The organism is Nocardia rhizosphaerae (genome assembly GCF_042650365.1).
GTDB classification, from domain to species: Bacteria; Actinomycetota; Actinomycetes; order Mycobacteriales; family Mycobacteriaceae; genus Nocardia; species Nocardia rhizosphaerae.
Genome location: NZ_JBHSBA010000003.1, coordinates 542,895 through 567,631 on the forward strand (window position 1 = coordinate 542,895; position 24,737 = coordinate 567,631).

Sequence of the window (24,737 nt, forward strand, 5' to 3'; positions counted from 1 at the left end):
CAGTCCTACTCAGGAAGATGGGGCTCGAGCTCGGATGCGTATCGGGCGGCCATATCGCAGAGCTCACCAGCCCGTGCGCCGCTGCTGCTCAGCCAGCCGACATGGACCTCGAACATGCCTTGCTCTGCTTCGAACGCCACGTAACAGCTGTCGGGGTCGCTGCTCTCGGAGAACACCAACCCTTCCCGGTCGGCAACCTTCGTGGATCGCACATTGCGCAGGCCTTCTTTGGCGCGTGTCTCCGCCAGTGTATGGCTGGTGGAGAAAACGCCGACTCGTCGATTTCCGCTTCCATAGCGGTCGTCGAGTGGTTTCCAGTTGCACACCCGCCAAGTCGACGGCCCGGTCGGTGGATCGGTCACCACCCGTTTCGTCGCCGGATCCAACCCCACCTCCCGCAACACCTCATCACTCAACTCACTACACACGTTGAACACCACGATCGAGTCGAGATCCCGGACGGTCGTCTGCGGAGCCGCCGTCTGCCCACCCCCATCGCACCCGGCCAGCACGGCCGACACCGCGACAGCGCCGACCGCCACCCGCATCTTCCAAGCGCTTTGCACAACCACTCCCTGTCCTCGGCGTCACCACGTGCTCACAAGTCTTGGACGCACCGACCCACGAATCGGTTCCCCGATCGCCGACCCTATCCGCATCGATCGCGGGGTGGAACCGGCGGTACGCGCCGGATGTCGCGGTCGGATACCGTGCCAGGTGTCGCGGTCGCGGCCGGGGAGGGAACCGAATCCCGCCGCGGCGCGTCCAAGCAGATGTAGGGCTGTTTGCACACTGACGGAGGAACGATGGCCGACGACTTGAAGGTCGAACCGGACAAGCTGGATAGCTTCGCCGGAGTCCTGGCCACGCTGGCCACCGAGAACGGCCAGGCCACCACGTACGCCAAGCAGTGGCTCGAGGTCGAGGACAACGCGGGTGGGCTGTTCTTCCCCACCGTCGCGAATACCCTGCACCAGCTGCTCAGCGCGCTGGAGACGAACCTGGCGACCCTCGGCACGATCACCCAGAACTCCTCGACCGAGCTCACGGGCGCGGCGCAGATGTATCGCACCACCGACTACGCCACCGCCGCCGCGCTGGACAAGACCTACTCGGGGGATGAGAAGTGACCACCACGACGGAACAGCCGGTGGCGGCGCTTGCCGAACCGCAGCCGAGCGATCCCATTCCCGATCTGGTGGAGCTGGTGATCAACGGCAACGCGATCTCGCCGACCTACTGGATCAACTACGTCCTCAAGACGACGATCGGCTACGACCCGCTCACCGACACGACCAACAAGATCGCAGGCGATTGGGAGGCGCTGCAGAAGGCGGGAACCGCGGTCGGCAATATGTCGGACTATCTGAGCGACTATTCGCAGGCGATCAAGACGGCGGCGCGCGAAGCGGATGCGAGCTGGGACGGAAATGCCGCCGAAGCCGCCAAGACCTATTTCGACTCGGTCACCAGCGCGCTCGCGACGCAGGTGAGCAAGCTGAAAGACATCAGCACCACGATCGACGAATTCGCCCTGTCCTCCTATTACAGCGCGCAGGTGGTTTGCGGACTGCTACAGGAGATCTTCGACAACGCGATCATCGCCGCGATCAAGTACGCGGCGGCGGCGACGATGGCGGCGACCGGTGTCGGGGCGGCAGGCTCGGCGGCGACGATCGCCTCCGCCGCGTTCGAATTGGTGACGATCATCGCCCGCTGGCAGGATGTCCTCGGCAAGTTCACCGACTGGGTGTTCAGCGCCGAAGGGGCGGCCGCGGTGGTCCTCGCCGGTGTCGCCGAGGTCAGTTCGACGGCGCTGCCTGCCATGTCGGGCGGGTCTTACGATCACCAGGGGGTGGCGTGAAAGAGCCGGAACCGATGTTCGATGTCGCGCGCGGTGACGCGGCGGTCTCCCGGCAGGTCGGTGACGCGCTGCGGGCCATCGCCCGCGGCTCGGGAGACCGGGCGCTGCAGGAGCAGATCGCGAATATTCTGGCCGGGCGCGGCAGTGTCCGCGAATTCGCGCGTGGCGAGGCGTTCAACCGGGTGCTCGATGGAGTGCTGCCGTCCGCGATGGCCGAGTACAGCGCGCTGTCGGACGAAGAGCGAGCGCGGTTGGCCGAGGAGGGCCGCCTCGAGCTGGAGCGTGTCCGGAACCAGCTCGAGGCCGAGCAGGCCGCCGCCGTTGCGTCGGAACCGACCACGCCCCCTGCCCCCACCGCGGGCAGGGTGATTCCCGGCTCTCGCAAACCGAATCGCGACCGGGTCGTTTCCCCCGACGAACCAGACGACGAGGACCTCTACTTCCGGGAACGAAACCAAAAGGGCTGGCTCAGTTGATGACCCGACCGGAACATGCTGCGTCCGAGGTGCTGATCCCCACCGTGTTGAGCGCGAACGGCGCCAATCCGGTGGATCGGCGCGGCCTCGCGCGGCTGGCACTTGCGGCGGACCTGCCCGACCTCTGTCTGCAACACGGATTGGCCGCGGAGACCGAGTACGAGGCTGCGATCACGTTCTGCGGCACCGAGGAGTATCAGTCGGGCAGCGTGTTCGGGCGCAGCACGGTGCGTCGCCTCGGCCGGCGGCGGTTCCTGCCGGGAATGGGCGGACCCGAACCGGAAGCCGATGCGATCCTCGACGTGCGGATGCGGATGTGCCGCCGCTGCAAACGCCGGGTCGATGTCATTCAGTTCCTCTGCCTGGCAACGGTGTTCGCGGGGGTCGTGGCGGTGGTCGGCGCCCTCGCCACCGTCCAGCAGGGGGCGACGGAACTCACCAGATACTTCGCTTACGCGATCTTCCCCGGCTGGATCCCCGGCGGCCTGCTCCTGGCCGCCTTCCTGTTCAGCCGCGCCCGCCCCCAATGGCGCGCCCGCCGCACCCCCGACCGCCGCTACATCGCCGTCCACGCCCACCCGCGCTTCCACGCGGCATTCGACGCAGCGTGATCCGCGCCATGAAATCCCGCAAACACCACGTCCTCCCGCTGTCGCCAGATCCTGTTCGGAGCAGCGACAGGCACCGCGTTCGGCAATGCTGCGGGGTATCGTTGTGCCATGACCGCAGCGCCTGAGCCGCTCATGACGACCGAGGAGTTCGAAGAACTCGCTCGAGTCGCCGGTCGGGTATCGGAAGGTGTTCGGCTGGAGTACATCGAGGGGAAGCTGGGGGCGAAAGCGGTGCCTGACGGGGACCATGTCTGCGTGCTCACATGGCTCATGCGTGTTCTTTTCGGGCTGCGACCCGACTTGTGGATGTGTCAGGAACAGGGCCTCAAGATCGACTCCTATCGCACCGGCCGGGCTCGACCCGACGCCACGATCACGCAGTCCGGTGGTTTCGCCGGTCAGCCGGAATGGGCAGACCCAGGGTCGGCACTGATGGTGGTCGAGGTGACTTCGCACGACCAGGACACCGACCGCCGCGATCGCCAGGAGAAGCCGCGTGCTTACGCGCGGACCGGCATTCCCATCTATCTACTGATCGATCGGGAGAAGGGGCGTGTGGTGGTGCGTAGCAATCCGGTCGACGGGGAATACGAGCGCATCCTGATCCAGCCGTTCGGAACCGAGGTGGGCATTCCGGAACCCGTGGGAATCACACTCGATACCGAGCCACTGAAAGCCTGGGTTTCCTGAACGCTGTTTCCTGAACGCGAAAGGGTCGCCGCTGGGTATGGCGACCCTTTCGCGTGTCGAAAGATTAAGCGATCGTGGCGGATTCGATGATGACGTCGTCGACCGGGACGTCCTGGTGGGGGCCCGCGTTGCCGGTGGAGACGGCGGCGATCTTGTCGACGACTTCGGTGCCTTCGGTGACCTTGCCGAAGACGGCGTAGCCCCAACCCTGGCCCTGGGGGGCGGTGTGGTTGAGGAAGGCGTTGTCGGAGACGTTGATGAAGAACTGGGCGGTGGCCGAGTGCGGGTCGTTGGTGCGAGCCATCGCGACGGTGTACTTGTCGTTCTTCAGGCCGTTGGCGGCCTCGTTCTGGATGGGGGCCTGGGTGGGCTTCTGCTTCAGGCCGGGCTCGAAGCCGCCGCCCTGGACCATGAAGCCGGGGATGACGCGGTGGAACACGGTCCCGTTGTAGTGGCCCGCGTTCACGTAGTTGACGAAGTTGGCGACCGTGTTCGGCGCGGCCTGGTCGTCCAACTCGAGCACGATCGGTCCGTAGTTGGTTTCGAGATTCACCTTGGTCATGTCATCGAGTCTAAGGAGGACGGGGTTTCGGAAGGGACCGGGGTCCACCGATGCCGGCGCCGGTGGGTGCGCGGCGCCCGCCGCGAAAATTGCCTACGATGGGTGGGGAACCCGCGTGCGAGTGCGAGACGCACGCGGGTTCCTTTTCACACACCGGGACAATTCACCGGAATCGAACCGGCCTCAGCGCGCGGCCGTGGCCATTTCGGATTCCGTCCCGGAATTTCTCACGGGCCGACGGTAATCGGCACCGACGGGGTGGTGGTGTTGGTCACCTGGTAGGTGCCGGTCACCGATCCGGTGGTGGCACTTGTCGGGCAACCCCAGCTGCCGGTCACCTTGATGGGCGCCGGCGAATTCGTCGCCTGGACCGTGGACGGGGTGCCGTTGGTCCAGGTGCCTGCCAGCGAGGCGGGCCCGGTGGGCGCCACGACGACCTTGCAGGAGGCGAAGCCGCTGGTCTGGATGACCATGCCGCCGGTCGGGATGTTGATCGTGCCAGTGACCGGAGAGCCGTTCTGGCCGGTGATCGACCAGCTACCACTGGTGGTCACCGTCGCGCTCACCCCCCACATGCTGGTGGAACAGCCGGTGAAGGTGGGCGCGTTGATCGGCACGGTGACCGGGCCGCTCGGGTTGGTGTTGCCCGGCGCGGCCGGCACGTTGCCGCTCGCGGTCGAGGTGTTGCAGGTGATGGTGACACCACCGGCCACAGCCTTGAACACGCCCTGGTTGGTGGCCTGCACCGCGGCGCCGGCGGGGCTGACCGTGGTCGAGGCCTGCGCCGCGGCGGGCCCGATCCCGACCGAGGCCGCGGCGACCGCACAGCCTGCGGTCACCAGTGCGGTGCGAGCGAAGAATTTGCTGTCGAACATGGGTACTCCTTGGGTGAAGACGACATCTTCACGGGATGAGGATGTCGCGTTCGAGAATACGAAAAGCCATTTTCGGCAGCGGGCTGTTCGCGACTATCATTTCATGAGGAAACTTTCGAACTTTCGCTATCGGAGTCGAAATCTTCATTTAGAATGCCGGTCTGTTACCCTGCGTAACGGTTACCGTGCTTTTTGGTAATTCGCATCGTGCGCGCTGGTAGGATCGGGGAACTTCTGTGTCGCGGCCCATCGGTGTGGATGCACTCGGGTGAGACCTGGATCGATAGCGGACTCGCATCGTCGCGTAGCGATGTTCCGTCCCGGTCGCCGGCGGCCGGAGCGGCTCAGCATCCTTAATGAAACGCTTGAACTTCACACAACGGATTCGTGGCGCGTCATATCGCAGGGCGTGCGACCCGTCACAACGCCATAGGTGCGGATACGATGGCGAACCGTGCCAGACGCCGCAACTGCTGTTCTCACCAAACCACCCGCCGAGCCGGTGGCCGCCGAAAAGGACTTCCGGATCGCGCGATGGATCGCGCTCGTGGCCGGAGTCCTCGGTGCCCTGTTCGCGGTGGCGACGCCGTTTCTGCCGGTCACCCAGACGACCGCGCAGCTGAACTGGCCGCAGAACGGCGAGCTCGGCAACCTCCAGGCACCGCTGATGTCGCAGGTGCCGATCGACCTCAACGCCACCATCCCCTGCTCCGCGGTCGCGTCGCTGCCGGAACAGGGCGGCATGCTGCTGGCCACCGCGCCGCCGCAGGGCGACCGGGCCGCGCTGGAGGCGATGTTCGTCCGGGTCTCCGACACCTCGGTCGACGTGGTCGACCGCAACGCGGTGGTGGCCTCGGCCGACCGCGCCGCGATGGATCAGTGCTCGACCATCGTGATCAGCTCCGATCGTGAGCGCACGACCGCCGTGTTCGAGGGCATGACCAGGGAGATCGAGCGGCCGATCCCCGGACAGCCGGGAGCGGTGGAGACCGTGCGGGTCCCGGTGCAGGGGCAGCTCAACGGCGACCTGCGCCCGCAGATCGTCGGCATCTTCTCCGGTCTGGAGGGCGAGGTTCCCGCTGGTCTCTCGCTGACCTCGACGATCGACTCGCGGTTCTCCTCCAGCCCGTCGATCGCCAAGCTGGTCGCGATCGTGGCCGCGGTGCTGTGCACGCTCATCGCGCTGGCCGCGCTGGCCAAGCTCGACGGCAGCGACGGGCGTGGGCACCGCCGGTTCCTGCCGAAGAACTGGCTGAAGCCGACCTGGGCCGACGGCGCGGTGATCGGCACCCTGTCGGTCTGGCATTTCGTCGGCGCCAACACCTCCGACGACGGCTACATCCTGTCGATGGTGCGGGTGGCCCCCGAAGCGGGCTATATGGCCAACTACTTCCGCTGGTACGGCGTGCCGGAGGCGCCGTTCGGCTGGTACTACCACGTGATCCAGGTCTTCGCCGAGATCTCCACGGCCAGCCCGTGGGTGCGGGTGCCCGCGCTGATCTGCGCGATCCTGTGCTGGATGGTCATCAGCCGCGAGGTGGTGCCCCGCCTCGGCAACGCGGTCAAGCGCAGTCAGGTGGCGCTGTGGACCGGCGGCCTGGTGTTCCTCGCGTTCTGGCTGCCGTTCGACAACGGCCTGCGCTCGGAGCCGATCGTCGCGCTCGGCGCGCTGCTCACCTGGGTCTCGATCGAGCGCGCCATCGCCACCGGCAGGCTGCTGCCCGCCGGGATAGCGGTGCTGATCGCGGCGTTCACCCTGGCCGCGGCGCCGACCGGGCTGATGTGTGTGGCCGCGCTGCTGGCAGGCATCCGGCCGCTGGTGCGGATCGTGGTGCGCAGGCACCGGCAGTTCGGCACGGCCGCGCTGCTCGCGCCCATCGCCTCGGCCGGGCTGCTCGTGCTCGTTGTCGTCTACGGCGACCAGACCTTCGCAGGCATCCAGGAAGCCAACCGGGTGCGTCAGGCCACCGGGCCGAACCTGGCCTGGTACGAGGACTACCTGCGCTACTACTACATGTTCGTCGAGACCGTCGACGGCTCGCTGGCGCGGCGCTTCGCCTTCCTGATGATGCTGCTGTGCCTGTTCACCACGCTGCTGGTGCTGCTGCGCCGCCGCCAGGTGCCCGGCGTCGCTTCCGGGCCGACCTGGCGGTTGATGGGGATCGTCTTCGGCACGATCTTCTTCATGATGTTCAACCCGACGAAGTGGACCCACCACTTCGGCGCGTACGCGGGTATCGCCGGTTCGCTGGCGGCGGTGACGGCCGTGGTCGTCTCGGCGAGTGCGCTGCGGTCGCGCAAGAACCGGGCCATCTTCCTCGCCGGACTGCTGTTCGTGCTGGCGCTGTCGTTCTCGGGTATCAACGGCTACTGGTATGTGTCCAGCTACGGCGTGCCGTGGTTCGACAAGACGATCACCCTCGGCGGCATCAACTCCAACACCGCGATGCTGGTCCTGTTCGGCCTGGCACTCGCGCTGGTCGGCTGGTACGCGCTGCGCGAGGACTACGTCAAGCCGGTGCCGTCGGCACAGACCAAGCGGGGCAGGCGGATCCGCAAGTTCGCCGCCATCCCGCTCACCGTCGTGGTCGGGCTGATGGTGCTGTTCGAAGTGCTCTCGCTGGTCAAGGGCGCCGTGCAGCAGTACCCGGCATACTCGCTGGCCCGCTCGAACATCAACGCCCTCGGTGGCAACTCCTGTGGGCTGGCCAGGGAAGTGCTGGTCGAGTCCGATCCGAACGGCGGCAGGCTCGAACCGATCGTCGACCCGGCGCGGCCGTTCGACAATCCGGCCGATCCGCTGGCGGGTATCGGCGCGGTCGGCTTCACACCCAACGGCGTGCCGGGTGACCTGTCGGCCGACGCGGTCGAGGTGAAGCCGGGTACCGGCAACACCAGCAACCAGTCGGTCGGCGCCGCCTTCGCCGAGGGTGAGAGCGCGGGCACCGGCGGTGGCGAGGGCGCGCGCGGTGTCAACGGGTCGACCGCGGCGCTGCCGTTCGGGCTCGATCCGGCGCTGACCCCGGTGCTCGGCTCCTACCAGGAGGGCGTGCAGCAGCCAGCCCACCTGGAGTCGGCCTGGTACGGCCTGCCCGACCGGTCCGACGACGCACCGCTGGTGGTGATCTCGGCCGCGGGCCGGATCGCCTCCAAGGACGACAGCGGCGTCGACCAGTACGGTCAGTCGCTGCTGGTGGAGTACGGCACCCGCAACCCGGACGGCAGCGTCACCGCGCTCGGCAGCTACCTGCCGCGCGATATCGGCCCGTTCCCGTCTTGGCGCAACCTGCGTGTCCCGCTGGCCGACCTGCCCGCCGAGGCGAACGCGGTCCGCATCCTGGCCAACGACCCGATCCTGATCGGCGACCAGTGGCTGGCGTTCACCCCGCCGCGGGTGCCGAGGCTTTCGACCCTCGACGACTACATCGGCCGCGACCAGCCGGTGCTGCTCGACTGGGCCGTCGGCCTGCAGTTCCCGTGCCAGCGCCCGTTCTCGCACGAGAACGGTGTCGCCGAGGTGCCGAACTACCGCATCCTGCCCGACCGGCCGCTGGCGATCTCCTCGACCGATACCTGGCAGGCCCAGGAGTTCGGTGGCCCGCTCGGCTTCGCGCAGATGCTGGCGCACCGGGTGACCATCCCGACCTACCTGAAGGACGACTGGGCCCGCGACTGGGGTTCGCTCGAGCGCTACGACCAGCACATGCGGGCCGAGCCCGCTCAGCTCGAGACCGGCACCGCCACACGCAACGGCCTGTGGTCGCCCGGTCCGCTGCGAGTGTTCTGACCCGCTGACAGTAATGAAGGCGCGGACCCACCCGGTGGGTCCGCGCCTTCGGCCGTTTTGTCGGTGCAGGAGCTCAGACGTTGAGCATGCGACGGTTGAGGTCGCGGCGTAATACCTCTTGCGAAGGCAGTCTGTCCAGCACCCGCATCACGGCCGGTCGTAGTTCCTTTTTCTCGTCATCGCTGAGCAGCTCGACGAGATCTCCCAGATCCATGTCATCGAAGGCTCCTGTCATACCCAACAGGGTACGTGCTCAAACCAGGCGGCGCAGTGGCATTCGCCGCCCTTTTACAGGTGATTCACGCACGCGAAACGGTATGGGGCGCTAGGATTTTCGCGCCGCACATGCGCAAGTGCCCGCCCGCTGCCCTTACGCCGCCAAACTCACACGCACAGTCGATTGTGACGTGGCTCTCGCACCCCGCGCACTCCCTACTGCGCCCGGATCGGCGGATCCTCGGCCCGCCCCGACCGGGTCACCACGTCCACCGAGATCTCGGCGGGCGGTGCGGGCTGATAGGGCGTGAACCGCTCGAGCGCGCCCCAGTCCCGGCCGAGATCCTGATCGAGATAGGTCGGCACGGTCTCCGCGCGCAGCAGCAGTTCGGTCCAGCCGAGCGGACCGCCGCCGATATCGTCCTGCCAGGCGTTGGCGGCGTCGGAGCCGACCCGATCGGGCAGGATCCGCCAGGCCGGTGCCTCGGCGACGCCGTCGTGGTGGTCGAACGGACGCTGGCACGGGAAGGCAAGGCCGACATGCCAGTCGAGCAGCACCGGATCGGTCCGCCCGACGACGGAGTCGAGGGTGGCCAGCCGCGGCAGGCGCGGCGGTGTGATCGCGAGCCACTGCCGCCCGGTGATGTCGTTGTCCACCGCGACCAGTCGCACCGCGTTCACCCCGGCAGGCAGCTGGTCCAGCGGCACCCGCAGGTTGCGCCACGAGGGCGAAGGGCCGATATCGAGCGGGACGAGCGACCCGGTGGTCGTCACCGCGCCGTCCACGTCGCGCACGCCGTACTCCAGGCGCAGCTCCTGGCCGTAGTGCGCCACCCCGTCGTTGTCGACATAGCGGATGCGGCCCGCCGCGGTGATCACCAGCGCCTGATAGGCCGGGTCCTCGCGCACGCCGTCGAGGTCGGCTCGGTACCACTGCGAGGTGAGCTTCGCCTGCTGCTGCACGCCGGTCTGGTACGAGCCGAGCACCGGGGTGCGGGCTGGGTCGAGGCCGAAGGGCAGCGCGACGGTGCTGCCGTTGACGCCCGGCTCCGCGGTGGTGCCGCCGCCGGTGCCCGCACCGGTGGTGTCGGTGGTCTTGTTGGCGGAATCGTTGTCCACCGAGTTGGCGCCGCCGACCACGGTCTCGTCGGCGTCGGCGGTGAGGTCGGTGGCGACACCATCGGGAGTGAAGCCGGTGGATTCGGCACTCAGCCCGTCGGCGGGGTCGCCGGTGTACGGGGTGAGCAGTGAGTCGGCGGTGTTCGTCTCGACCAGCACGTCGTTGGCGAGGCCACAGGTATCGCCTTGCAGCGACCGGATATTCGACGTGGCGATCGAATACGCCGGGTACTGGCTGATCGCGCCCTTGGCCATCGACGCCACCTCGAACAGCACGAGCAGCGCGGCCGCGATGGTCAGCGGCATGGTCGCGAACCGATCGAACCGCGAGGGTGCCGTCGCGCCGCGATAGGGCGCGCGCAGATGGAAATACAGCGCGACGAGCAGCGCGAGACCCGCCAGCCCGAGGAATATCGTCGAGACGCCCTTGCCCGCCACCATCGGCGCCTTGTCCCAGAACGGCACGCCGTAACTGGAGACGTACCACCAGCCGTTGGATCCGGTGAAGGTGAGCGCGAGCAGGAACAGCACCGCCGCGGCGAACAGCGCGCGATTGCGCGGCGCGCGAATCCCGTTGACGCCCACCGCGACCGCGGCCAGCGCCGCCAGCGAACCGGCGAGCCCGGCGTACACGCCGAAGTGGTGGGTCCACTTGGTCGGCGTCCACATCATCAGCAGCAGCGCACCGAAGACGATGCCGAGAATACGCACCGACGGCCCGCGCGAGGTGCCGGGGATACGGCCCTTGCGCAACACCTGCAGGATGCACACGAGCAGGCACAGCAGCAGCACGAGCACGCCGAAGCGCCGGGCCAGCGACCCGTCGGGGGAGAGCATGAACAGCGAATCCCAGCGGGTGCGCTCGTCGAACCAGGCGACATTGGGCCCGACCAGGGTGCGCACCCTGGTCGCCTCCATGACGGTGGCCAGCGTCTGATCGGCGAAGACCACGATCAGCACGATGGTGCCCGCGGCGATCCCCGGCGCGAGCAGGGCCGCGTAGCGCAAGACCTTGTTGCCCGGTGACAGCCGCTTGTCGGCGGCGTCGGCGACACTGGTCGACGCGTCGGCGGGTGCCGCCGACTCGCCGGCGGTGACCCGGCGCGGCAGCACGCCCTGGGCCCGCTTGACGATGAGCACGAGCACCGGCCGCGCGCCCGCGATGAGCGCGGCGATGCAGATCAGGCCGGTCGGACCCGCGGCGAGCGAGAACGCGGCGACCAGAATCGCCAGCGCGGCAGGCAGCAGCCGGGCGGTGGCGATGGCGCGTTCGATCAGGCACCAGGTGAGCAACGCGCCCGCCGCGATCAGCGGTTCGGGGCGAAGGCCGTTGTCGTAGGGCAGCCAGAAGGCGAGAAACACCAGGCCGCCGGTCCACAGCGCCACCTTGTCGCGGCGCACCCTGGCACCGAGTCGGGGCAGCACTTCGCGGCTGATCATCGCCCAGCAGGCCAGCCCGGCCAGCAGGGCGGGCAGCCGCATCCACGGGCTGGCGTCGGAAATCGTTGTCATCCAGGCCAGTACCTCGTAGGACCAGCCGAACGGCGCCTCCGGCACCCCGAACCAGCGGTAGTAGTTGGCCATGTAGCCGGACGGGCCGGACGCGCGGGCCATGTTCAGGATGTAGCCGTCGTCGGAGGTGTTGGCGCCGATCACATGCCAGACCAGCAGCGTGCCGACCACCACGCCGTCGGTCGGGGTGACCCGCCACCAGTGCCGCGGCAGGACGCGGCGGGCGCGACGGCCGTCGCTGGTGTCGAGCAGGTGCAGCGCGATCAGCGCGAGCACGGTGGCGACCGCGGCGACGATCATCGTCACCAGTTTCAGCGTCGTCGGAGTGGAGGTGAAGCGCGAGTCGATGTCGGCGTGCAGCCGCGCGCCCGCGATGGCGGCCTCGTCGAGGTCGGTGAAGACGCCGACGATCTGCGGCCGCTTGTCGACGGTGACGGTATTGCGGAACGGGCTGCCGTCCTCGCGCGTCACCCCAGCGAACTCGACGGTGGTCGCCTCGACGGTCGAGGTGATGGCGATCCGCTCGCAGCCGGCGATCTCGGTGACCGGCGCCGCCAGCATCGGCACATCACGGGCCTGCACGCCGAGCACGCCGTCGCGCACCGACACCGTCAGCCCCTTCGCGCCCTGGCCCGACGCGGCCGGGATCGTGCTCACCAGGGTGGTCGTCCCCGTCTCCGGCAGCCCCACCAGCATCGTGCACGGCAGTTCGGCGTCGAGCCGCTGCGGTACATACGACACCAGCGGCGCCTCGACACTGGTCGCGCCCGTCTGCGGCCAGTCCAGGCTCGCGTGATCCTGGCGCACCGGAAGCAGCGGGGTCAGCAGGGCGAGCACGAACCCGAGCAGCCCACAGACGAGGGCGATCAGGCGGTATCGGGTGAACGCTCGGTCGGATCGCAGCACGGGGGTTGATGCTAAAGCAGATCCCCCGATGGGGGCTGGATCTAGCCGGTCATCCTGGTGGTCCAGTCGAGCTGGGCCTTGGCCCAGTCGGGGATCTCGGCGGCGGGCCTGGGGTAGGCGACGAACTCGGCGCGCAGCTCGTCGACCGAGACCTCCGGCATCCAGTCCGCGACGCTGCTCGTGGAGAAGGTCGCCTTGTAGCGGGTCGGCCCGGCGATGAAGATCTCCGCGCTCAGCCAGGCGCCGACGGCCGGGTCGTAGGACAGCCGCTTGTGGTCGCTCAGATATTCGAGCACCTCGGTGGGCGGCACCAGATTGGTGACGGTCCCGTCGCGCTCCTTCACCTGCACACCGGCCACGGTGTTCCCACCGACCTGGAGTGACCACAGGAGCGCGAACTTCTGGCCGGGGGCCAGCATCGTGATGGCGGCGTCGACGACAGTCTGCTCGATCGCGCTGACGGAGTTCAGCTGCTCGCGCTTGGCTGGTTCCCGATCCTGACGATGCGGTCGTGTCAGCAGGAGATCGATTCGCTCCGGTCTGCTGAGCGTCATAGCTATACCTCTGCATCCGTACCGATCAGCACTTACCAAAACTGATTTCGGTCGGCCGAACTTGCAACATTTCGCAGCGTACTCGCCCCGCGACACGAACCGTGCGGTTTGTTGACACTGACCGGTCACATTGTTGTCCATCGCGCGCCCGCACACCAGTAGCTACCGGGTGTCGATCAACACAACACTCGATGGAATAGCGGTCAGGCCGCGGACGCGCGCAGCGCGAACCAGCCATCGACGGGGTCGGCGAAACCGTGGTAGACCAGCGGAATACCCTGGTCGATCCCGAAGTGCCGATAGACCGCGAGCATCGCCTGACGCACCGAGAACGCCTGGAAGTCGTCGATGCGGCGCGCGCCGATGCGATGTTCGGGCAGGGTGTCCAACCGGAGCAGCTCCGCCGGGTCGTCCACATCGAGGCCGAATGGCTCCGGTTCTTCGATCAAATGGTCGTGCAGGATCGTGCGGGCCGTCGGCGGATCGTGCCGCGGACCGGCGAACGGGACGCGTTCGAGGTGGGCGAGGCCGCGGGTGCTCAGCGGCGTGCGGACCGCTTCGATCAGCTCGATCAGCGCGTCGTCGGGCGTCGGTTCCGGTTTTCGCCCGCCCACCGGCGCCTGCTCGAGCAGGTGCAACACCTGCCCACCGCGGACCAGCGGTTCGGGGACGACGAAGAAACTGATACTCGGGCAGTGGCAGTGCAAACCGGTGAGACACACCCTGGTGTGCAACGGATCGGACATATGTCCTCCTGGCCAGGAGCGGGTCCGGCGAGGACCCATCACGTGCAGGATCGAGGATTCCAGCGCCATCCGCCGCGGTGCGAGACCGCAGGCGGCGACCGTGCCGCAGGAGTCAGTCTAGTGCGGTCGAGCGCGGCGGACAGACCGATCCAGCACGGAATGGACACGATCCACGCCGGTCCGGACACCGAACCGCCGTCGCACCGGCGGGTATTGCCCTCGGCCGCTCAGCGCCGAACCGTCACCAACGTGAACGGGCCGATGTCGGTGGTGGTGAAGGCCGGGTCGGTGAACAGCGACCGGGGGAACGCGACGGTGTAGCGCCTGACGTTGGGGTCGTTCGGGTAGACGTCCTCGGCCAGGCGCAGGGTGTAGGTGTCGGCGTCGCGGCGGAACAGGAAGGCGTCGGGGGCGCGCCACGGCGACTCGGCCATGGCGTCGAGAAGGGCGCCGGAGGATTCGGCCTCGCTCCACGCGGCGATGGTGTCGGCGCGGCCCTTGAAGTCGGCGAGCGGGTTCGCGTAGTGCGAGGTGAGCGCCTGGAAACCGAAGTAGGGGTAGAAGGACAGGAAGCTGGTGTCAGCGGTCAGCACCACGGTTTCGTCGCGCGGGCGGCCGGTCTCGGCCAGGATCGCCTCGTCGACGGGATGGTAGTAGGCCACCGCCGACGGCTTGCGCTTGTCGGCGCGTTCACCGTACGTGCCGTCGGCGTCGGGCTCGGTGGTCGGCACGGTATCGGTGTAGGCGGTGTCGATCTCGTGGGTCAGCACGGTCGGGATGTGCTGGGCGTAGGCCACCGCGCCGAGCACCGCGAGCACGGTGGACGCGGTGCGCACCGGCGCCGACTCGTTGAGAACGCGATACACCATGCCCGCGCCTTCGACGAAGCCGAACACTCCCGCGGCGGCGAGCAGGGCGAGCAGTACGGGCTCCAGCCGGAACGACAGCAGCGTGGTGCCGATCGCGGTCACCGCCATCGACAGCAGCGTCCACAGATAGACCGCGACAACGCCGATCCCCAGCGCCTGCGCCCGCCGCGACGAACCGGCGCGCACCACCAGCCACAGCACGCCGAGCAGGCACAGCGCGCCGCGCAGCGAGAACTCCAGCATCGGGAACGCCAGCTCCGCCCCCGATTCCGGCAGATAGTGGAAAGCGTTGCCGGACGGCAGCTTCGCGCCCGCGAGCATCTCCAGCAGATACGGCGCCCACACCACCAGCGCGAGCACCCCGGCGATCGCGCCGATCACGGCCAGCTTCACCAGCGGTGCGATCGCCGCCCGCCACGGCGCCGCACTCACTTCGTCGCCGCGTGGCCTGCCCACCCGCGGCTTGCGCTCGGCCCGTCGCCGCGCCACCGCGACACCGGCGGCCACCACCGCCATCAGCACCACCGTGAACGCCGCGATCGCCAGATACAGGGTGTAGAAGCAGGCGGCGACGCCGAGGAACAGGCCGGTGCCGAGCACCGCGCCCCAGCCGCCCGATGTCCGGTGCAGCGCGCCCCAGGCCAGGATCAGCACCGGCGGAATGAACACCACCAGCACCGCGCCGTAGGCCTCTGGTGAGGCGTAGGCCACCGTCATCGCGGTCACCGCCGCCGCCGCGCCCACCGCGAGATCGGCGCGCACCAGCTGGGTCCACAACACCAGCGCTATCGCCGCCGCGATCGCCAGCATCGCGATCGCGTACGGCTTGAACACCTCCCAGCCCGCCATGCCGAGCAGATCACCGACCCGGCCGCCGATCCAGAACCAGCCGGCCGGATAGAACGGCGGCAGATCCACGTAGGTCATATCGCGCAGCGCCGGGCTGTCGGTGAGTCGCGTCAGATACTCGGTGCGGAACTCCTGATCCACCGAGACCCCGAAGAGATACAGCTTGGTCGCCGCAAGCGGCATGCCGAGCGTGACGGTGACAAAGCTCGAAATGCCGATCCAGGAAGCAAGTTTGGCGACCAGCGGCCACTTGCCGAGCCGGATCAGCAGCACCGCCACCACAAGCAGCGCCACCGCGACGACCTGCCCCACCGTGGTGAGCGCACGGGTGACATTTGAGGAATTGAACGCGGGCCACTGCACCACCGAGAACGCGAACAGCCCGACCGCCGCCACGACCAGGGCGACCACCGCCGCAGCGGCGCCCTCGCCAACCCCCACCGCGATCCTGCGCCCCGGCCGCACGTCATCATTGGTCGTCATCGGCGCGCAATCCTCCGGCTCCACTGTGCTCCCACGGTCGGCGTCAGCCTAGTGGAGCGCGCGCTGCCAACCGGATTGGCAACCGGCCACTGGTCTCCGCTGGTTCGCGGTTCGCCGACGGCCTGCGAGGTGCCGTCGATGGCCTGGGTCGTGCGCATCGACGGCATCGGTACCTGCGGATCGCACTCAGACGCCGAGATTCAGCGGCCCGTCGTGAACGTTGATTTCCCGCAGCTCGGTAGCGAACCTCGTCGCGGTGACGAAGTCCTTGTCGTCGTGCACGATGATGAGGTCGTGGTAACCGGCTGTCGCGCAGATCAGCAGGTCGACGGCCGAGAACGCGCTCACGCAGCCGCCTTGCGCAGCGCGATGCTGGAAGGTCCCGATCCAGCTGCCAGCTGACTTCGGCACCGAGATTTCGCGGTACAGCTGCTCGAACCGCGATGCGAGGCGGGAGAACTCAGCCATGTTGCGTGACGAACTCAAGAACTCGGCCCGCTGGGGATAGCAGGAACGGATCATCTTGTACGTGGTCGGTTGGCGCCACGTCTCGCGGAGCTCGTCGGACCGGAGAATTCGCCACATTGCCGATGAGTCGATCAGGTAGCCCGTCATCGGCGGCGCGCCGCCTTTTCGGCCCGGCGGGCAGCCTCGGCGCCCTCCAGGTCCATGCTCTTGGCCAGCTCGAACAATTCGTCGTAGGCAACGTCCAGGGTAAGCCGTTCGTTGTACTCCTGGAGCGCGGCAGCGACCGCGGCTGTCTTGGTGCGGTGGCCACCCAAGCGCTTGGCGGTTTCCAGCGCCTCGTCATCGATGTCGATGTGTGTCAGGGACATGTCAGCGCTCCTGTACATAATCGGGCCAACATCTGTCTCCAAATTGTACATAGCAGACCACTCCCTCGGTAAACGAAACTGCCGCACCGTTAGTGACGGTGCGGCAGTGATTTGGAGCGGGGTGGTGCCTAGATGGGCAGCTTGCGGAAGATCGGGCGCGGCACGTGGCGCAGCGCCGACATCAGGAAGCGGGCCTCGCCGGGCGCCCACACGATCTCGGTGCCCTTCTGCGAGGCGGCGACGGCGAGCCGGGCCACATCCTCGGGATCGACGGTGAGCGGGGCCTCGCTGCTGCCGGTCGCCTCCCAGTGCGCCTTGGTCGCCGAGGTGCGCACCTGCATCGGCCGCACCACGGTGACGCGCGGGCCGTAGGGGCGCAGCGCCTCGCCGAGACCGAGGTAGAAACCGTCGAGCCCGGCCTTGGTCGAGCCGTAGACGAAGTTGGAGCGGCGCACCCGCTCACCGGCCACCGAGGACATCACGATGAACCGGCCGTGCCCCTGCGCCTTGAACTTCTCGCCGACCAGCACGCCGACCGAAACACCGGCGGTGTAGTTGATGCCGACCGTCGCGACGGCCTTGCGCTGGTTCTGCCACAACTCCTCGGCGTCACCGAGCACACCGAACGCCACGATCGCGACGTCGATGTCACCGGCGGCGAACGCGGCCTCGACCACCTTCGGGTGCGACTCGGTGTCGAGCGCGTCGAAGTCGATCACGTCGACCGCGGTCGCGCCCGCCGCCTTCAGCTTCGCGACAGCGCCCTCGAGCAGCGGATCGCCGGGCAGATTGGCCAGCACGATCCGGGCCGGGCTCTTGGCCAGGTACTCGGCGCAGATCGCCAGCCCGATCTCGGAGGTGCCGCCGAACAGCAGAACGGTCTGCGGGTTGCCAACTGCGTTGATCACTGGAGCTCCAGCCTCCTGGCCATATCGGACATGAAAACGCCGGTCGGGTCGACGCTGCGGCGGATCTTGATCCACTCGTCGATCCGGGGGTACATCTGGTGGAAGGTGGCCGCGCTGGTGCGCGAATCCTTGGCCGTGTAGAGCCTGCCGCCGAATTCCAGCACTCGCTTGTCGAGTTCGGTGACGAACTCGTTGAGCCCGGGTGCGATGGGGAAGTCGACGCAGATGTTCCAGCCCTCCATCGGGAAGCTCAACGGAGCCTGATTTCCCGGGCCGAACAGCTTGAACACATTCAGGAACGAGTAGAAGCCCGAGCCCTGGATGTCGACGATGATCCGCTTGAATTCCTCGACGGCCTCCGGCGGCACGACGAACTGATACTGCAGGAAGCCGTTGGAGCCGTAGCCGCGGTTCCATTCACCCATCATGTCGAGCGGGTGGTAGAAGGCGGTCAGGCTCTGCGCCTTGCCGCGGTAGGTGCCCGATTTGCGGTACCAGAGCTCACCGATCGGAGTGAAGGTGTACTTGTTGGCCAGCCCGTTCGGGAAGATGTCGGGCAGCGTGAAGAAGGTCTTGCCGTTGAACCGCAGCGGGTCCTTCTGCAGCTTCTTCGGCAGCTCGTCGAGCTTGGCCAGGTTGCCGCGCGAGATCGCGGCGCGGCCGAGCTTGGGCAGCGGGCTGATGGCGTCGAACCAGGCCGAGCTGTATTCGTAGCGGTCTTCGGAGCCGTCGCTGTGGAAGGCGATGGTCTCGTCGAGGGTGGCGGTGACGTCACCGTCGGCGATGAAGTACGCCGTCTCGGTTGGCGTCATCTCGATGGTGGCCCGCAGGATGATGCCGGTCAGACCGCAGCCGCCGATGGTCGCCCAGAACAGCTCGGGATCGGAGTCGGCGGTGATGGTGCGCACGACGCCGTCGGCGGTGAGCAGGTCCATCGACCGCACATGGTTGCCGAAGCTGCCGGCGCTGTGGTGGTTCTTGCCGTGGATATCGGAGCCGATGGCGCCACCGATGGTGACCTGCCGCGTACCGGGTAGCACCGGAACCCAGAGGCCGAACGGCAGCGCCGCCTTCATCAGCTGATCCAGATCGACACCGCCGTCGACGTCGACCATGCGGGTCGCCGCGTCGATGCGGTGGATCCGGTTGAGCGCTGGCATGTCGACGACGAGGCCGCCCGCGTTCTGCGAGTTGTCGCCGTAGGAACGGCCGAGGCCGCGCGCGATCACGCCGCGTCGCAGGTGCGCCGGCTTGGAGTCGTTGTCCTCGGCGACCATGCGCACGGCCTTGGCGATCGCTTCGGGATCGCTGGTCGAGAGCACTTCGGCGGAGGTGGGTGCGGTGCGACCCCAACCGGTGAGCTTGCGGGTGCGCGTAGGCAGCGCAAACGCCTCGCCGGTGGCGGTCGGAATGTTCTCGGACATCGCTCAGTAGGCTACATGCATGGCGGGACCCGCGATCGGTCTCGTAGTCTTCCTCACGTGCAAGCCCAACCGCATCTGCCGCTTCCCGCCGAGATTCCGCTGGTCGACGAGCCGGGTGGAACCGACGTAGATCTGAAGACGCAGATCGTGCGGTTCACGCTGACCGGCGGATTCTCCGCGATCGTCGACTTCGGCCTGCTCACGGTGCTCTCGAACCTGCTCGGGGTGCCGGAGATCCTGTCGAAGGTGATCAGCTTCGTCGCCGGCACCACCACCGCGTACCTGATCAACCGGCGCTGGACGTTCAAGGCCGAGCCGAGCAGGGCCAGATTCATCGCGGTGATCGCGCTGTACGCGGTGACCTTCGCCGTGCAGGTGGGGATCTACGCGCTGATGTTCTACGCGCTCGCCGACCAGTGGTGGCGGCAGCCGCTGGCGTTCGTCGTCGCGCAGGGCACCGCCACCGTGATCAACTTCGTCGTGCAGCGTGCGGTGATCTTCAAGATCAAGTAGTCAGCTCGCCGCCGCGGCAGGGGCAGGCTGTTTCCCCGCTTTGACGCCGAAGTAGTCGCCGCCCTTCGCCCGCACGTTGTCGGTGCCCCACTCGCGCCGATCCCGCTCGACCGGAACCATCTGCGGAATGTGCTTGCGGCAGTGGATGTAGGCCTCCTCGACATCGACGACGACCCACACCTGCGAGGTTCGCCCACGGCCCGCGGGCGGCAGATCCGCGACGACATCGCGCAGCTCACTGTCGGCGACCATCCGGGCTTTCCCGTTGATGTGCAGCCCGATCAGGTCGCGGACGAAGTCGATGAGCAGGATCCCGACATGCGGGTTCTCGAGGATGTTGCCGAGGCTGGCCATTACTCCGTTACCTCGGTACTCGGGGTACGCAATCGTGCGTTCGTCGATGACATGCAGGAACCCAGGGGTACCTGCGCGGAAGCTGGCATCGCATTCGCCGTGTGCGTCCGCGGTGGAGATGAACGCCATGTCCATCCTGGCGACGAATTCGGCCATCGTAGGGTTCAGATAGTCGATGACCTGGTCGTCGTAGAAGCGCTCGGCCCGTTCCGTGGTGCCCAACGTGTGCTGTAGCTCGTGCTCTCCGTCGCTGCCGACTTGTCCTGTGGGCATCGGGGCTCCCTCTGCTAGCCGAACCGGGTGATGCGGATCAGCGCCTTGAAACCCCCGCTTGTGACCGCAATCTCACTCAGTTTAGGGGACCGGGTGTGATCGTGGGGCGAGTCCATTCCTGCGAATGGTACGAAAGTGCGGTTTGCGCGGCGGTTCCCGGATGTGGACTGATCAGGCTGGAACTACCGTTACCGGAACTCCGTTGAACACGGCCGTTCCCGAGACCGCGTCGACCACCGAATCATCGGTGAGCACATTGGCGTTCACGCCCGCGTTCGCGCTGGCAACCGTCTGGGTGGTGCTCGAGCTGTGGCCCCAGCCGTGCGGCAGGCTCACCACGCCCGGCATGATCTCCGGCGTCTGTTCCACCCGCACCGTGAGCGATCCGGCCGCCGAACTGATCTCGGCCAGCTCGCCGAGCCCTAGCCTGCTCGCGTCGTCGGGATGGACCTGCAGGGTGCACCGATTGGAGCCGCCGACGAGGCCGGCGATGTTGTGCATCCAGCTGTTGTTGGAGCGCAACTGCCTGCGCCCGATCAGCACCAGCTCCGGTGCGTCGGCCGCGAGTCCGGCCCGCAGCCGCGGTAGGTCGGCGAGCAGTTGCGCCGGTGCCAGCTCGACGAGCCCGGACGCGGTGCGCAGCACTCCTGGCAGCCGGGGTCGCAGCGGGCCGAGGTCGATGCCGTGCGGATTGTTCAGCAGGGTACGCAGGCTCAGCTCGCCGCCGTTCCACGCGCCGTACGGGCCGAGCTTGAGCATCAGATCGATGCGCTGCTCGGTGGTGTCGGTGCCGTCGAGCTCCGCGCGCCGCTCGCTCATTCCGGCCTTGTGCAGCATGCCTGCGATGACCAGCTCGTCGACCATGGCGATCGGGCTCGCCGCGCCGGTGCCGTCGTGTGGCTGCCCGCTGACGGCGGCGGCCAGCCTGGCGATGACCGCCGACTCCGACGGCCGCCCGTCCAGCGGAACCAGCGGCGGTGAGTACCGCGCGTAGTTGCGCACGGCGAACTGCAGCAGCGCGAAGTCGTAGTGCGGTGACTGCACCGAGCGTGGTGGCGGCAGGATCACCGTCGCGTGGCGGGTGGTCTCGTTGACATACCGGTCGACACTGACCATGAAGTCCAGTCCGGCCAGCCCCTTGTCCAGCCTGGCACCGCTCGGCGCGGAGAGCACCGGATTGCCCGCCACCGTGACCAGTGCCCTGATCTGTCCCGCACCTGGCGTTTCGATCTCGTCGGCGAGGGTGGCCAGCGGGAGCTCACCCATCATTTCCGGCAGGCCGCGCACTCGGCTCGTCCACCGGCCGGGCCGGAACGGCCGGGTGCGCGCGATACCGCCTGCGGCCGCGGTGGCGAACATGGCGCCGCCTGGCCGGTCGAGATTGCCGGTGAGCGCGTTGATCGCGTCGACGAGCCACTGGGTGACGGTGCCGAACTCGGCGGTGCAGGTGCCGATGCGGGCGTAGACGGCGGCGGTCGGCGCCGCGGCCAGCTCGCGGGCCAGCGTGCGAATGGTCTCGGCCGCGATGCCGGTGCGTCCCGCCACCGCAGCCGGGGTGTACTCCGCGGCGGCGGCGCGGAGCTCGTCGAGCCCGGCGACATCGAGGCGCACCGCTGTCAGTCCCTCGGCGAAGAGGGTATGCACGATCGCGAACAGCAGGTAGGCGTCGGTGCCGGGGCGGATGAACAGGTGCTCGTCGGCGAGTGCCGCGGTGCGTGTCGCCCGCGGATCGACGACGACCAGCCTGCCGCCACGCGCGCGCAGCGCCTTCAGCCTGCCGGGGAAGTCGGGCGCCGTGCACAGCGATCCGTTGGATTCGAGCGGGTTGGCGCCGAGCATCAGCAGGAAATCGGTGCGATCAAGATCGGGGACCGGCACCGTCAGCGGGTCGCCGAACATCAGCCCCGCCGCGACCTGCTTCGGCATCTGGTCAGCGGTGCTGGCCGAGTAGATGTGCTTGGTGCTCAGCGCGCGGATCAGTGCGGGCAGGTAGAGCGCCCCCGCGACGGTGTGCGCGTTGGGATTGCCGAGGTAGATCGCGCGGGCTCCGCTGCCGTGCGCCGCGGTGACCTCGGCGAATCCGGTCGCGATCCGCGCGAACGCCTCGTCCCAGCTCGCGGGCCGGAATTCCGCGCCGTCGCGAATGAGCGGGGTGGTGACCAGGTCGGGGTCGTCGTCGAGCTTGCCGAAGCTGGCGCCCTTCGGGCACAGGAAGCCCTTGCTGAACGGGTCGTCGCGATCGCCGCGCACCGTGAGTACCCGATCGTTGTCGTCGAGGGTGAGGGTGAGGCCGCAGACGGCCTCACACAGCGGGCAGGTGCGTAGCAGCGTTCGCGGAGCCATGCCCCATCCTTACGCCGCACCCGTGTTCGCCGGGCGCGAAATGCGACAAAGCTACGCCGAAAGGGTGATGTAGCGGGCCGACAGGTCCACCTACGATCCACCGAGGGGGACTACGGGAAGGGAACAATGCGCACTTTCAAGCTCGCGACCGGGGTTACCGCACTCGCCACCGTCGCGCTCACGGCGTTCGCGGGTACCGCGTCCGCGGCGCGCACCGCCGACGCGGTGGCCGGGGCCGACTCCATCACCGTCTCGATCCAGAACACCGACGACGCCTGCTGGTCGGGCACGGTGATGCTGGACGAGATGCTGCAGGGAACCATCCTCACGCACGAGCAGCCCACCGCGGTGCTGGAGAACGTCGAGGCGGGTGAGCATCGGGTGCAGGTCCACCTCTACGTCGGCGAGGGCGACACCTGCAGCGTCCACACACCCGCGGTGGAACTGCTGGACAAGACGGTCACCGTCGGTGCCGCCGCGGACAACCCGCTCGGGGACCTGCTCGACGCCGGCAGTGCCGCGCTCGGCCTGAAGTAGCACGACGCGACTCGGCCCCGGTCGGAATCCGACCGGGGCCGAGTGCTGTCAAGCGAAACGCCGAAAACCCGCGAACACGACGTCGGGGAGGCGTCGTGTTCGCGGGTGCGACGGTTCTTGGGGTTTCCCCTAGCAGGCGACGGTGAGCGCGGTCCGCTTGCTGCGGCTCGCGGCGGCGCGCACGGCGGCACCGAGGGCGACGACCGGCGGGACCCAGCGGGCCTCGGTGGGCGCGACACCCCAGGCGGCGCTCCCGGCGGCGAGCTGGGTGGGGGGCAGCGGGATGCTGGCACCGTCGGTGTGGACGACGGCGCCAGCCTCGCGCATGGCCTCGATCGCCATGGCGGCCTTGCGGACGCCGGTGACCAGGTGGATATCGCGCCGCTGCGGGCCCGGGATCTCGATCACGGGGCCGGACAGGTTGTTGGCGCGCAGGAAGCGGCGGACGGCACCGGCCATCTCGCCGGTGACCTCGATCGCCGAGACGTTTTCGTCGGTGATCAGGCACAGGCCATTGGCCGTTTCGGCAACCGTCCAACCCTGCGCGGCGTACTCCTGCGCTGCGGCGCCCTTCTCGGCGGCCGTGGTTGTGGTCGGAAACGTCGTGCGCACTGTGTTCTCCATTCCCCGAAGAGCTTCGTTCCTGCGTTCATGGGTCGTATCGGCTCGGGGTGGCCGACTCGTTACGCCGTTCCCGAAAAATATTGGTGACTGTTCCCTAGGTCTCATTTCCGCAACCTTCGCTATCGCAGGCTGTGACCGGATCGGGCTTGGCGAGCGGCCGCAAACCCGGCAGGATTCGGGCCATGACCGAAGCACCGGGAGCCACCCCGCCACCGGACGGGGAACCCGAGGAGTTCGAAGCCGAATCGCGTTGGCTGTCTTGGAAAGAGGCCGACGCCAAGCGCGTCGCCCCGAACCTCGAGGACGATTCGGACATTCCGCGCGACGCGGGCTTCGACGACCCGTTCCGCAGCACCGGTTCGGCCAAGGAGTGGGCCGCCGAGGTCCTGCGCTCGCTGCTCGATGTGCAGTTCCGCAGGCCCGCGACCAGGACATTGCTGCCGCTCGCCTACATCCTCGGTGTCGTCTCCTTCGGCATCGGGGTGCCGGTCGCGCTGACGGTGCTGATGTGGAAGGCATCGGCGCTGCTCGGCGTGCTCGCCGCGCTGGTCGCGGTCCCGCTCGGGCTCACCATCGCCGCCTCGGTGCGGCTGATGCTCGAGTTCGCCGACAACGCCGCCAGGCTGGCCGGGCGGGTCGAGCACATCAGCGAGCTGGCCGACGGCCTGTTCCAGGCGCTGTCCGATGTTGCCGAGCCGGTGAACCAGCTTTCCGAAGATGTTCGCGCTGTGCAGTTCTGGCGGTTCAGGCGGAAGAAGTAGTGCTGTAGCCCACAGTGTGCCGGATGTCGGTATGTGGTGCGCAAT

24 protein-coding genes are annotated in these 24,737 nt (G+C 67.9%); 9 read left to right on the forward strand and 15 right to left on the reverse strand.

Annotation, left to right across the window (positions count from 1 at the left end):
- Positions 1–5: 5 nt before the first annotated feature.
- On the reverse strand, positions 6–572 hold the full coding sequence (locus tag ACFOW8_RS04080) for a DUF3558 domain-containing protein (RefSeq protein ID WP_378545613.1): 567 nt from the start codon (positions 570–572) through the stop codon (positions 6–8).
- Positions 573–806: 234 nt separating this feature from the next.
- Here ACFOW8_RS04080 and ACFOW8_RS04085 point away from each other — a divergent pair, with 234 nt between their 5' ends.
- The 5 genes from ACFOW8_RS04085 (at position 807) to ACFOW8_RS04105 (ending at position 3,641) form a co-directional block, all read left to right on the forward strand.
- On the forward strand, positions 807–1,130 hold the full coding sequence (locus ACFOW8_RS04085; RefSeq protein ID WP_378545616.1) for a type VII secretion target: 324 nt from the start codon (positions 807–809) through the stop codon (positions 1,128–1,130).
- Positions 1,127–1,864 (forward strand): WXG100 family type VII secretion target, encoded by a 738-nt coding sequence (locus ACFOW8_RS04090; RefSeq protein WP_378545619.1) that lies wholly within the window; start codon positions 1,127–1,129, stop codon positions 1,862–1,864. The genes ACFOW8_RS04085 and ACFOW8_RS04090 overlap by 4 nt, the downstream gene beginning before the upstream one ends.
- Positions 1,861–2,340: a hypothetical protein gene (locus ACFOW8_RS04095; protein ID WP_378545621.1), complete on the forward strand. Its 480-nt coding sequence runs from the start codon at positions 1,861–1,863 to the stop codon at positions 2,338–2,340. Before ACFOW8_RS04090 ends, ACFOW8_RS04095 begins: the two co-directional genes overlap by 4 nt.
- Positions 2,340–2,951: a hypothetical protein gene (locus tag ACFOW8_RS04100; protein ID WP_378545624.1), complete on the forward strand. Its 612-nt coding sequence runs from the start codon at positions 2,340–2,342 to the stop codon at positions 2,949–2,951. Before ACFOW8_RS04095 ends, ACFOW8_RS04100 begins: the two co-directional genes overlap by 1 nt.
- Before the next feature lie 108 nt (positions 2,952–3,059).
- A complete protein-coding gene (locus ACFOW8_RS04105) occupies positions 3,060–3,641 on the forward strand; it encodes a Uma2 family endonuclease (RefSeq protein WP_378545627.1) in 582 nt (193 codons plus the stop codon).
- A 64-nt stretch (positions 3,642–3,705) separates the two neighbouring features.
- Here the strand turns inward: ACFOW8_RS04105 and ACFOW8_RS04110 are convergent, their stop codons facing one another.
- Both ACFOW8_RS04110 and ACFOW8_RS04115 read right to left on the reverse strand, forming a co-directional pair.
- A complete protein-coding gene (locus tag ACFOW8_RS04110) occupies positions 3,706–4,203 on the reverse strand; it encodes a peptidylprolyl isomerase (protein WP_378545630.1) in 498 nt (165 codons plus the stop codon).
- Positions 4,204–4,430: 227 nt separating this feature from the next.
- On the reverse strand, positions 4,431–5,078 hold the full coding sequence (locus tag ACFOW8_RS04115) for a hypothetical protein (protein ID WP_378545633.1): 648 nt from the start codon (positions 5,076–5,078) through the stop codon (positions 4,431–4,433).
- A gap of 454 nt (positions 5,079–5,532) precedes the next feature.
- Here ACFOW8_RS04115 and ACFOW8_RS04120 point away from each other — a divergent pair, with 454 nt between their 5' ends.
- Positions 5,533–8,865 (forward strand): arabinosyltransferase domain-containing protein, encoded by a 3,333-nt coding sequence (locus tag ACFOW8_RS04120; protein WP_378545636.1) that lies wholly within the window; start codon positions 5,533–5,535, stop codon positions 8,863–8,865.
- A 73-nt stretch (positions 8,866–8,938) separates the two neighbouring features.
- Here ACFOW8_RS04120 and ACFOW8_RS04125 read toward each other — a convergent pair whose 3' ends face one another.
- The 9 genes from ACFOW8_RS04125 to ACFOW8_RS04165 all read right to left on the reverse strand — a co-directional run bounded on the left by ACFOW8_RS04125 (position 8,939) and on the right by ACFOW8_RS04165 (position 19,287).
- On the reverse strand, positions 8,939–9,100 hold the full coding sequence (locus ACFOW8_RS04125) for a hypothetical protein (RefSeq protein ID WP_189032574.1): 162 nt from the start codon (positions 9,098–9,100) through the stop codon (positions 8,939–8,941).
- 197 nt (positions 9,101–9,297) lie between these two features.
- Positions 9,298–12,618: an arabinosyltransferase domain-containing protein gene (locus ACFOW8_RS04130; RefSeq protein ID WP_378545640.1), complete on the reverse strand. Its 3,321-nt coding sequence runs from the start codon at positions 12,616–12,618 to the stop codon at positions 9,298–9,300.
- Between the two features lie 41 nt (positions 12,619–12,659).
- Entirely contained in the window at positions 12,660–13,172 is a 513-nt protein-coding gene (locus ACFOW8_RS04135) for a hypothetical protein (RefSeq protein WP_378545643.1), read from the reverse strand.
- Between the two features lie 203 nt (positions 13,173–13,375).
- Entirely contained in the window at positions 13,376–13,918 is a 543-nt protein-coding gene (locus ACFOW8_RS04140) for a hypothetical protein (RefSeq protein WP_378545646.1), read from the reverse strand.
- 227 nt (positions 13,919–14,145) lie between these two features.
- A complete protein-coding gene (locus ACFOW8_RS04145) occupies positions 14,146–16,119 on the reverse strand; it encodes a galactan 5-O-arabinofuranosyltransferase (protein WP_378545649.1) in 1,974 nt (657 codons plus the stop codon).
- A gap of 186 nt (positions 16,120–16,305) precedes the next feature.
- Complete coding sequence (locus ACFOW8_RS04150; RefSeq protein WP_378545652.1) at positions 16,306–16,734, reverse strand: VapC toxin family PIN domain ribonuclease; 429 nt, start codon at positions 16,732–16,734, stop codon at positions 16,306–16,308.
- Complete coding sequence (locus ACFOW8_RS04155; RefSeq protein WP_378545655.1) at positions 16,731–16,955, reverse strand: type II toxin-antitoxin system VapB family antitoxin; 225 nt, start codon at positions 16,953–16,955, stop codon at positions 16,731–16,733. Before ACFOW8_RS04155 ends, ACFOW8_RS04150 begins: the two co-directional genes overlap by 4 nt.
- Positions 16,956–17,083: 128 nt before the next feature.
- Positions 17,084–17,863 carry a decaprenylphospho-beta-D-erythro-pentofuranosid-2-ulose 2-reductase gene (locus ACFOW8_RS04160; RefSeq protein ID WP_378545658.1) on the reverse strand — a complete coding sequence of 260 codons (780 nt, stop codon included), beginning with the start codon at positions 17,861–17,863 and terminating at the stop codon, positions 17,084–17,086.
- The gene (locus ACFOW8_RS04165) at positions 17,860–19,287 is read right to left on the reverse strand and encodes an FAD-binding oxidoreductase (protein ID WP_378545661.1); all 1,428 of its coding nucleotides are present in this window, start codon (positions 19,285–19,287) and stop codon (positions 17,860–17,862) included. Before ACFOW8_RS04165 ends, ACFOW8_RS04160 begins: the two co-directional genes overlap by 4 nt.
- A gap of 15 nt (positions 19,288–19,302) precedes the next feature.
- Between ACFOW8_RS04165 and ACFOW8_RS04170 the strand changes: the two genes are divergently transcribed.
- Positions 19,303–19,800, forward strand: a complete 498-nt coding sequence (locus tag ACFOW8_RS04170) for a GtrA family protein (RefSeq protein WP_378545664.1) — start codon at positions 19,303–19,305, stop codon at positions 19,798–19,800.
- On the opposite strand, the gene ACFOW8_RS04175 is transcribed toward ACFOW8_RS04170, so the two are convergent.
- Together ACFOW8_RS04175 and ACFOW8_RS04180 are read right to left on the reverse strand one after the other, a co-directional pair.
- Entirely contained in the window at positions 19,801–20,427 is a 627-nt protein-coding gene (locus ACFOW8_RS04175) for a pyridoxamine 5'-phosphate oxidase family protein (protein WP_378545667.1), read from the reverse strand.
- Between the two features lie 171 nt (positions 20,428–20,598).
- Complete coding sequence (locus tag ACFOW8_RS04180) at positions 20,599–22,770, reverse strand: molybdopterin-dependent oxidoreductase (protein ID WP_378545670.1); 2,172 nt, start codon at positions 22,768–22,770, stop codon at positions 20,599–20,601.
- Positions 22,771–22,896: 126 nt separating this feature from the next.
- On the opposite strand from ACFOW8_RS04180, the gene ACFOW8_RS04185 reads away from it, so the two are divergent.
- The gene (locus ACFOW8_RS04185) at positions 22,897–23,307 is read left to right on the forward strand and encodes a hypothetical protein (protein ID WP_378545673.1); all 411 of its coding nucleotides are present in this window, start codon (positions 22,897–22,899) and stop codon (positions 23,305–23,307) included.
- 129 nt (positions 23,308–23,436) lie between these two features.
- On the opposite strand, the gene ACFOW8_RS04190 is transcribed toward ACFOW8_RS04185, so the two are convergent.
- The gene (locus ACFOW8_RS04190; RefSeq protein ID WP_378545676.1) at positions 23,437–23,919 is read right to left on the reverse strand and encodes a hypothetical protein; all 483 of its coding nucleotides are present in this window, start codon (positions 23,917–23,919) and stop codon (positions 23,437–23,439) included.
- A 194-nt stretch (positions 23,920–24,113) separates the two neighbouring features.
- On the opposite strand from ACFOW8_RS04190, the gene ACFOW8_RS04195 reads away from it, so the two are divergent.
- On the forward strand, positions 24,114–24,692 hold the full coding sequence (locus ACFOW8_RS04195) for a DUF4282 domain-containing protein (RefSeq protein WP_378545679.1): 579 nt from the start codon (positions 24,114–24,116) through the stop codon (positions 24,690–24,692).
- Positions 24,693–24,737: the final 45 nt, after the last annotated feature.

Coding starts and splice junctions, on each gene's coding strand:
- ACFOW8_RS04085 (WP_378545616.1), top strand. CDS start 807: ATGGCCGACGACTTGAAGGTCGAACCGGACAAGCTGGATAGCTTCGCC.
- ACFOW8_RS04100 (WP_378545624.1), top strand. CDS start 2,340: ATGACCCGACCGGAACATGCTGCGTCCGAGGTGCTGATCCCCACCGTG.
- ACFOW8_RS04105 (WP_378545627.1), top strand. CDS start 3,060: ATGACCGCAGCGCCTGAGCCGCTCATGACGACCGAGGAGTTCGAAGAA.
- ACFOW8_RS04110 (WP_378545630.1), bottom strand. CDS start 4,203: ATGACCAAGGTGAATCTCGAAACCAACTACGGACCGATCGTGCTCGAG.
- ACFOW8_RS04115 (WP_378545633.1), bottom strand. CDS start 5,078: ATGTTCGACAGCAAATTCTTCGCTCGCACCGCACTGGTGACCGCAGGC.
- ACFOW8_RS04125 (WP_189032574.1), bottom strand. CDS start 9,100: ATGACAGGAGCCTTCGATGACATGGATCTGGGAGATCTCGTCGAGCTG.
- ACFOW8_RS04135 (WP_378545643.1), bottom strand. CDS start 13,172: ATGACGCTCAGCAGACCGGAGCGAATCGATCTCCTGCTGACACGACCG.
- ACFOW8_RS04140 (WP_378545646.1), bottom strand. CDS start 13,918: ATGTCCGATCCGTTGCACACCAGGGTGTGTCTCACCGGTTTGCACTGC.
- ACFOW8_RS04145 (WP_378545649.1), bottom strand. CDS start 16,119: ATGACGACCAATGATGACGTGCGGCCGGGGCGCAGGATCGCGGTGGGG.
- ACFOW8_RS04150 (WP_378545652.1), bottom strand. CDS start 16,734: ATGACGGGCTACCTGATCGACTCATCGGCAATGTGGCGAATTCTCCGG.
- ACFOW8_RS04155 (WP_378545655.1), bottom strand. CDS start 16,955: ATGTCCCTGACACACATCGACATCGATGACGAGGCGCTGGAAACCGCC.
- ACFOW8_RS04165 (WP_378545661.1), bottom strand. CDS start 19,287: ATGTCCGAGAACATTCCGACCGCCACCGGCGAGGCGTTTGCGCTGCCT.
- ACFOW8_RS04170 (WP_378545664.1), top strand. CDS start 19,303: ATGCATGGCGGGACCCGCGATCGGTCTCGTAGTCTTCCTCACGTGCAA.
- ACFOW8_RS04175 (WP_378545667.1), bottom strand. CDS start 20,427: ATGCCCACAGGACAAGTCGGCAGCGACGGAGAGCACGAGCTACAGCAC.
- ACFOW8_RS04180 (WP_378545670.1), bottom strand. CDS start 22,770: ATGGCTCCGCGAACGCTGCTACGCACCTGCCCGCTGTGTGAGGCCGTC.
- ACFOW8_RS04185 (WP_378545673.1), top strand. CDS start 22,897: ATGCGCACTTTCAAGCTCGCGACCGGGGTTACCGCACTCGCCACCGTC.
- ACFOW8_RS04195 (WP_378545679.1), top strand. CDS start 24,114: ATGACCGAAGCACCGGGAGCCACCCCGCCACCGGACGGGGAACCCGAG.